The organism is Phenylobacterium sp. (genome assembly GCF_030697305.1).
Classification (GTDB): Bacteria; Pseudomonadota; Alphaproteobacteria; order Caulobacterales; family Caulobacteraceae; genus Phenylobacterium.
Map to the genome: position 1 here is coordinate 1 of NZ_JAUYQL010000097.1, position 6896 is coordinate 6896.

5 protein-coding genes, 1 tRNA gene and 1 pseudogene are annotated in these 6896 nt (G+C 69.4%); 6 read left to right on the forward strand and 1 reads right to left on the reverse strand.

The window, feature by feature from the left end; translation table 11 throughout:
* A pseudogene (locus Q8R27_RS10265) lies at positions 1-707 on the reverse strand (class I poly(R)-hydroxyalkanoic acid synthase); the annotation flags it as partial.
* A gap of 79 nt (positions 708-786) precedes the next feature.
* Between Q8R27_RS10265 and Q8R27_RS10270 the strand changes: the two are divergent.
* The 6 genes from Q8R27_RS10270 to Q8R27_RS10295 all read left to right on the forward strand — a co-directional run bounded on the left by Q8R27_RS10270 (position 787) and on the right by Q8R27_RS10295 (position 6896).
* On the forward strand, positions 787-1233 hold the full coding sequence (locus Q8R27_RS10270) for a hypothetical protein (protein ID WP_305698933.1): 447 nt from the start codon (positions 787-789) through the stop codon (positions 1231-1233).
* 114 nt (positions 1234-1347) lie between these two features.
* Entirely contained in the window at positions 1348-2568 is a 1221-nt protein-coding gene (locus Q8R27_RS10275) for an LL-diaminopimelate aminotransferase (RefSeq protein WP_305698934.1), read from the forward strand.
* Positions 2565-3854, forward strand: coding sequence for a homoserine dehydrogenase (locus tag Q8R27_RS10280; RefSeq protein ID WP_305698935.1), 1290 nt, complete (start codon positions 2565-2567; stop codon positions 3852-3854). The genes Q8R27_RS10275 and Q8R27_RS10280 overlap by 4 nt, the downstream gene beginning before the upstream one ends.
* Positions 3855-3910: 56 nt before the next feature.
* Complete coding sequence (glpX, locus tag Q8R27_RS10285; protein ID WP_305596946.1) at positions 3911-4864, forward strand: class II fructose-bisphosphatase; 954 nt, start codon at positions 3911-3913, stop codon at positions 4862-4864.
* 100 nt (positions 4865-4964) lie between these two features.
* Positions 4965-6767 (forward strand): single-stranded-DNA-specific exonuclease RecJ, encoded by a 1803-nt coding sequence (gene recJ, locus Q8R27_RS10290; protein WP_305698936.1) that lies wholly within the window; start codon positions 4965-4967, stop codon positions 6765-6767.
* 58 nt (positions 6768-6825) lie between these two features.
* A tRNA-Glu gene (locus tag Q8R27_RS10295) sits at positions 6826-6896 on the forward strand.

The following is a 6896-nucleotide window of genomic DNA, read 5'->3' on the forward strand; positions in this document are numbered from 1 at the left end:
ATCTTCATGAAGAACTCGACCCGGCGCTTGTTCATCGGGTCGGCGCCGTCGACCTCGGCCACCAGGCTGTTCAGCCAGTTGGAGGTCAGCAGGTAGGAATGCTTGATGATGTCGAAGACCGCGTTCTCGGTCCATTCGGGGTCGGCGAAGCGCTTGTCGCCCTTGCCGGCCTGCACAACCGGGTCGGAATCGCCGCCGGCGGCGCGGCGCGAGGCGCTCTGCCAGAGCTCCAGGTAGCGGGCGAACAGGTCGGACTGAGCGCGCACCAGCCGGTCGGGCTGTGCGGCGAGGCGGCCCATGACGTCGGTCAGCGCGGGTGCGACGTTGAACGGGTCGGGCGACAGTGCGGCCGGGCGATCGGCCTGACGCAGCGCCTGCTCGGCGATCGCGCCCTGCGCGGTCAGCGCAGCGCGCGCCAGATTCATGGACAGCTTTTCCAGCACTTCGCGTTGGTTGGGGTCGAGCAGTTTGGCGCTGAGGTCGGCGGCGCTGGCCAGGCCGGCCGCTGCGGCCGGCGGCGGCGCAAAGGTGCGCCCAGGCTCGGCCGGGGCGGGTGAGGTTTGCTCGGCGGCGGGCGTCTGCATGGCTTCCGCCACCGCTGCATCCAGCTTCAACTTCGCCTTCTTGCCCTTGCTTTTGTCCTTGTTCTTGCCGCCGCTCTTCTTGCCGGCGCCGTCGTCATCGGGAGCTGAGGGGTGCTCGCTCATCGTTGTTTCCTCCTCGACGCGAGCGCACACACTCTTTCGCCGACTGCGATCATCGCATAAGAGCGGTGCGGACATGAACGTGTCTGCATCTTTTTTCCTGAGCGCCTCGCGGCGTGGTCAAGCCTCCCGGGTGTTCGCCTGCGGGTTGGCCGCGTCCCTGCTCGCAGGCTGTGCAGCCAGTCCGTTCACCGAGGCGCAGGTGGATCCTGCGTCCCCCGTGGCCGTCGATGTGGCGCGCGCTGCGCGCGTCGTGCGGCCTTATCCGACCTTCGCCCAGATTCCGCCGACGCCGGCTGACGTGCGCCCGGCGCGGGCCTTCGCGGCCGCGGTCGCCGATGTGCAAGGCGAGGGCGCCCGGCTGGAACGCGACACCGCCGCCTCGACCTGGACGCTGGACGGGTCCGATTCGTTCGCCGCCCGCGCCGAGCGTTCGCTGGGCGACGATGCGGCCCCCGTCGCAAACGACCCTGAAGCCTTCGCACGCGCTCAGCGGGAGCGAGCTACACCGCCTCCGCCGCCTCGCTAGGGGCCCGCGGAGGCTTTAAAGCCGCCGAACCTGCTTGGCGGACTCCGGACCGGAGTCTATCCATGCGCGACCGCAGCTCTCACCAGCCGCAGTAACAGCGGCGCCGAGCTTTACATGACCCCCGAATTCCATCGCATACGACGACTTCCGCCCTACGTTTTCGAAGAGGTGAACCGCGTCAAGGCGCGGCTGCGCGCCGAGGGCGTGGACATCATCGACTTCGGCATGGGCAATCCCGACATGCCGACGCCCAAGCACATTGTCGACAAACTGGTCGAGACCGCCCGCGACCCCAAGGCCGGGCGCTATTCCGCCTCCAAGGGCATCATCGGCCTGCGCCGGGCCATGGCGAACTACTATGGCCGCCGTTTCGGCGTGAAGCTGAACCCGGACACCGAGGTGATCGCCACCCTGGGTTCCAAGGAAGGCTTCGCCAACCTCGCCCAGGCGTTGACCGCGCCCGGTGACGTGATCATCTGCCCGAACCCGGCCTATCCGATCCACGCCTACGGCTTCATCATGGCCGGCGGGGTGATCCGTCACGTGCCGGCGCTCTCGCCCGAGGAATACCTATCGGGCGTGAGCAAGGCGATGAAGCACTCGGCGCCGCCGCCCAGCGTGCTGATCGTCAGCTACCCGTCGAACCCCACCGCCCAATGGGTGGACCTGGACTTCTATCGCGACGTCGTGGCGCTGGCGAAGAAGCACGAGATGCTGGTGCTGTCGGACATCGCCTATTCCGAGATCTATTTCGACGACAACCCGCCGCCCTCGATCCTGCAGGTCGACGGGGCGAAGGACGTCGCCGTCGAGGTCAACTCCCTGTCGAAGACCTATGCCATGGCCGGCTGGCGGGTCGGCATGGTGGTCGGCAACGAGCGGATGTGCGCAGCCCTGGCCCGCGTGAAGAGCTATCTCGACTACGGCGCCTACACGCCCATCCAGGTCGCCGCCGCCGCGGCCCTGAATGGGCCGCAGGACTGCGTCGACGACATCCGCGCCATCTACAAGGGGCGCCGCGACACCCTGGTGTCGTCGATGAAGCGCGCCGGCTGGGACATCCCGCCGCCGCCCGCCTCGATGTTCGCCTGGGCGCCCGTACCGCCGCAGTTCAAGGAAGCGGGATCGATGCTGTTTTCACGCCTGCTGGTCGAGGAGGCGGGCGTCGCCGTCTCCCCCGGCGTGGCTTTCGGCGAGCATGGCGAAGGCTATGTGCGGATCGGGCTCGTGGAGAACGAGCAGCGGATTCGCCAGGCCGCGCGCAACGTCAAACGCTTCCTGGCCAGGTCGGACGAGCTGCTCGAGCGCGCCCATAACTCGGTCGGCGTCCCATGAGTCATCGTGAGTGGCGCGTCGGCGTCGCGGGCCTGGGAACCGTCGGCGCCGGACTGCTGAAGTTCCTGTCTGACCGGCCCGATTTCGCGCCGGCCGGCGGGCGCACCAGGATCACCGGGGTGTCGGCGCGTTCGCGCTCCAGGCCCCGGCCGTTCGACATCTCCAACCTTGCGTGGTTCGACGACCCGGTCGCGCTGGCGCTGTCGCCGGACGTGGATCTGTTCGTCGAGTTGATCGGCGGATCCGACGGCCCTGCCAAGGCCGCGGTCGAGGCGGCGTTGAACGCCGGCAAGCCGGTGGTCACCGCCAACAAGGCGCTGATCGCCGAACATGGCGCCGAGCTGGCTGCGCTCGCCGAGGCCAAGGGCGTGCCCCTGCTGTTCGAAGCCGCGGTGATGGGCGGCACGCCGGCGGTGAAGATGCTGCGCGAGGCGATGGTCGGCGACGATGTGCGCTCGGTCGCCGGCATCCTCAACGGCACCTGCAATTACATCCTCACCGAGATGGAGCGGGGCGGGCGCGCCTTCGCCGAAGTGCTCGGCGAAGCCCAGAAGCTGGGCTACGCCGAGTCAGACCCGACCATGGACGTCGGCGGCTTCGACGCGGCGCACAAGATCTCGATCCTGGCGGCCTTGGCCTTCGGCTGCGCGCCGAACTACGCGGCCGCCGAGATCGAGGGCGTCGAGCAGGTCGCCCTGCTGGATATCCAGATGGCCCGCGACCTCGGCTATCGGATCAAGCTCATCGCCTCGGCCGATCGCTCGCCGGACGGGGTGTTGGTCCGCGTGCATCCCTCGCTGGTGGCGCTGGATCATCCGCTGGCCCAGGCGGGCGGGGCGCTCAACGCCCTGTTCATCGAGGGCGAGCGGATTGGCCGCATCTACATCCAGGGGCCTGGGGCTGGGGCTGGCCCGACGGCCGCCGCCGTCGCCGCCGACATCGCCGACGTGATGACGCTCGCTGTGCGTCCGGTGTTCCAGAAGCCCGCCGGCGATCTGAAGCCGTTCACGCCGGTCGATCCGTCCCGCAGCATGAGCCGCGCCTACCTGCGGCTGCTGGTCAAGGAACAGCCCGGCGTAATCGCGGCGGTCTCCGAGACGCTGGCCGAGGCGGGGGTCTCCATCGAGAGCTTCCTGCAGAAGCCGGTCGAGGAGGCGCAAGGAGTTCCGATCGTGCTGACCACGCATGCGGTCGCAGAGTCGGTGCTTTCCAAGGCGATCGAGCAGATCGCCGCGGCGCCGTTCGTGCTGGAGCGCCCGCGGCTCTTGCGCATTGCGCGCATCTGACACTCTAAAGATCACCGCGCGCGCCGGGACGGCGTGCGCAGCTGGGAGACGGTTATATGAGTTCCGAGGTTCTTGACCGCGGGTTGGTGCTGGATGCGGTGCGGGTGACCGAGATCGCCGCGATCGCCGCCTGGCACATGGTCGGCCGGGGAGATGAGAAGGAGGCCGATCAGGCCGCCGTGGACGCCATGCGCACGGCGCTGAACGACCTCGACATCGCTGGCGAGATCGTCATCGGCGAGGGCGAGCGCGACGAGGCGCCGATGCTCTACATCGGCGAGAAGGTCGGCACTGGCAAAGGCCCGAAGATCGACATAGCCCTCGATCCGCTGGAAGGCACCACCCTGACCGCGAAGGCCATGTCCAACGCTCTGGCCGTGATGGCCTGGGCGCCCAAGGGCACGCTGCTGAACGCCCCCGACACCTACATGGACAAGATCGCCTGTGGGCCAGGCTACGCGCCGGGGATCATCGATCTGGACGCCTCGCCGGCCGACAACGTGCGCGCGCTGGCCAAGGCCAAGGGCGTCGATCCCTCGCAGATCACGGCCTGCGTCCTGGACCGTCCGCGCCACGCCGACATCATCGCCAGCCTGCGCTCGGTGGGCGCGCGGGTGTATCTGATCACCGACGGCGATGTGGCCGGCGTGATGAACACCGCCGATCCCGACACCGGCGTCGACCTCTATGTCGGTCAGGGCGGGGCGCCGGAGGGCGTGCTGGCCTGCGCGGCGCTGAAGTGCGTCGGCGGCCAGTTCCAAGGCCGTCTGGTGTTCCGCAACGCCGACGAGCGCAAGCGCGCCGAGCGCATCGGCATCACCGACCTCGACAAGAAGTACGACCTGCACGAGATGGTCCGCGCCGACGCGATCTTTGCGGCGACCGGCGTCACCAAGGGCGCGCTGCTGGACGGCGTGCGCCTGGAAGGCGGTTTCGTGCACACCCACACTCTGGTGATGAACTCCGCCACCCGCACGGTGCGCGAAGTGCGGATGAAGCGCCCAGTCTGAGGCCGCCGCTCCGGGGCCTGCGACGCAACGACTCAGCAGGCTGCGACCGCCTTAGTCGCAGCCGCGACTCCCTATAGGGTTCCGCGCAAAGAGGACCCTCATGGCGGATGGATCACAGCCCCTGGGCTACCTGGGCGTCACGCGATCGCTGAGCGGCCGGCTGTGGCGTGAGCGCGCCGCGGACCCCGACGTCGTGCGCCGCCACCAGCACGCGCACAGTTTGTCCGAACCGCTGGCGCGCGCGCTCACCGCGCGCGGCGTCGGCCTGGAGCAGGGCGCCGACTACCTCAATCCGACGCTGAAGGCGCTGTTTCCCGACCCGTCCAGCTTCATGGGCATGGACCAGGCCGTCGACGTGCTGCTGGACGCCCTGAAGCGCGAGCGCAAGGTCGTGGTGTTCGCCGACTACGACGTCGACGGGGCCTCCAGCGCCGCGCAGTTGGTCCGCTGGTGGCGGGCGATGGGCGCGGAGCTGCCGATCTACGTCCCCGATCGGGTCACCGAGGGTTACGGCCCGTCTCCGGCCGCCTTTCGCCGGCTTCGCGAGGAGGGCGCTGACCTCGTGGTCACCGTCGACTGCGGAGCAGCGGCCCACGACGCCATCGCCTGCGCCGCGGAGATCGGCCTGGAGGTTGTGGTCATCGACCACCACTTGATGCGCGGCGAACCCCCCAAGGCCGCGGCCCTGGTCAATCCGAACCAGGCTGGCTGCACCTCTGGCCAGGGCGTGCTGGCCGCGGCCGGCGTCACCTTCGTGCTGCTGGCGGCGCTGAACCGCGAGGCGCGGCGGCGCGGCATGCTGCCGGAGACCGGCGAGCCCGATATCCGCCAGTGGCTCGACCTGGCGGCCATGGGCGCGATCTGCGACGTGACGCCGCTCACCGGCTTCAACCGCGCCCTGGCGGCCCAGGGGCTGAAGGTGATGTCGGCCTGGCGCAACCCGGGCCTGAAGGCGCTGCTGGACGTCGCCAAGGGGCAGGGGCCGGCCTCCACCTTCCATGCAGGCTTCATCCTGGGCCCCAGGATCAACGCCGGCGGGCGAATCGGCCGCGCAGACCTGGGCGCGCGGCTGCTGTCCACCGACGATCCCGAGGAGGCACGCCTGTTGGCTGAGCAGCTCGACACGCTGAACGCCTCACGCAAGGTGGTGGAGCAGGAGGTGCAGGACGCCGCTGTCCACCTGATCGAGCACGAGAGCAACCAGGCTGAAGCCCCGATGCTGCTGATCGCCGCTGACGGCTGGCACCCTGGCGTCATCGGCATCGTCGCCGGTCGCCTGCGCGAGCGCTATCGCAAGCCGGTGGTGGTGGTCGGCGTCGACCGCGAGGCCGACGTGGGCAAGGGCTCCGGCCGTTCGCAGCCGGGCGTCAACCTGGGCCGCGCGGTGCAGGCGGCGTTCGACGAAGGCCTGCTGATGGCCGGTGGCGGCCACGCCATGGCCGCAGGTCTGTCGGTCCGGCCCGCCAACATCCCGGAGCTGCGCGCCTTCCTGTGCGAGCGCCTGGCCGCCGAAGCCGAGGTGGCGTCCGCCGAAGAAGCGCTTGAGATCGACGCCCTGGTCACCGCCGGCGGCTGCGACCGCACGCTGCACAACGATTTCCAGCGTCTGGCGCCGTTCGGCCCGGGCAATCCTGAGCCACTGTTTGCGCTCGCTGACGCGCGCGTGGAGCGGCCGACGGCGTTGCGGGGCGGGCATGTGCGCTGCGAGCTGATGGATGGCTCTGGCGGGCGTCTGAAGGCCATAGCGTGGCGTTGCGAGGACACAGAAGTCGGCCGCAGGCTGCTGGGCGGCGGCGGCGCTGTGCATGTGGCGGGCCGTCTGAAGCCGGACGATTGGCAGGGCCGGGCGGGCGTTCAGCTCGAGATCGAGGACGTCGCCGATCCGCGTCGCACGCTCGGCTGATCCGGCGGCCTTGCGCACCCCTGGGAAGGCGGATATAGAGCCGCCCTCCGACGCGTCCGGTCCCTTCGTCTATCGGTTAGGACGCCAGGTTTTCAACCTGGAGAGAGGGGTTCGACTCCCCTAGGGACT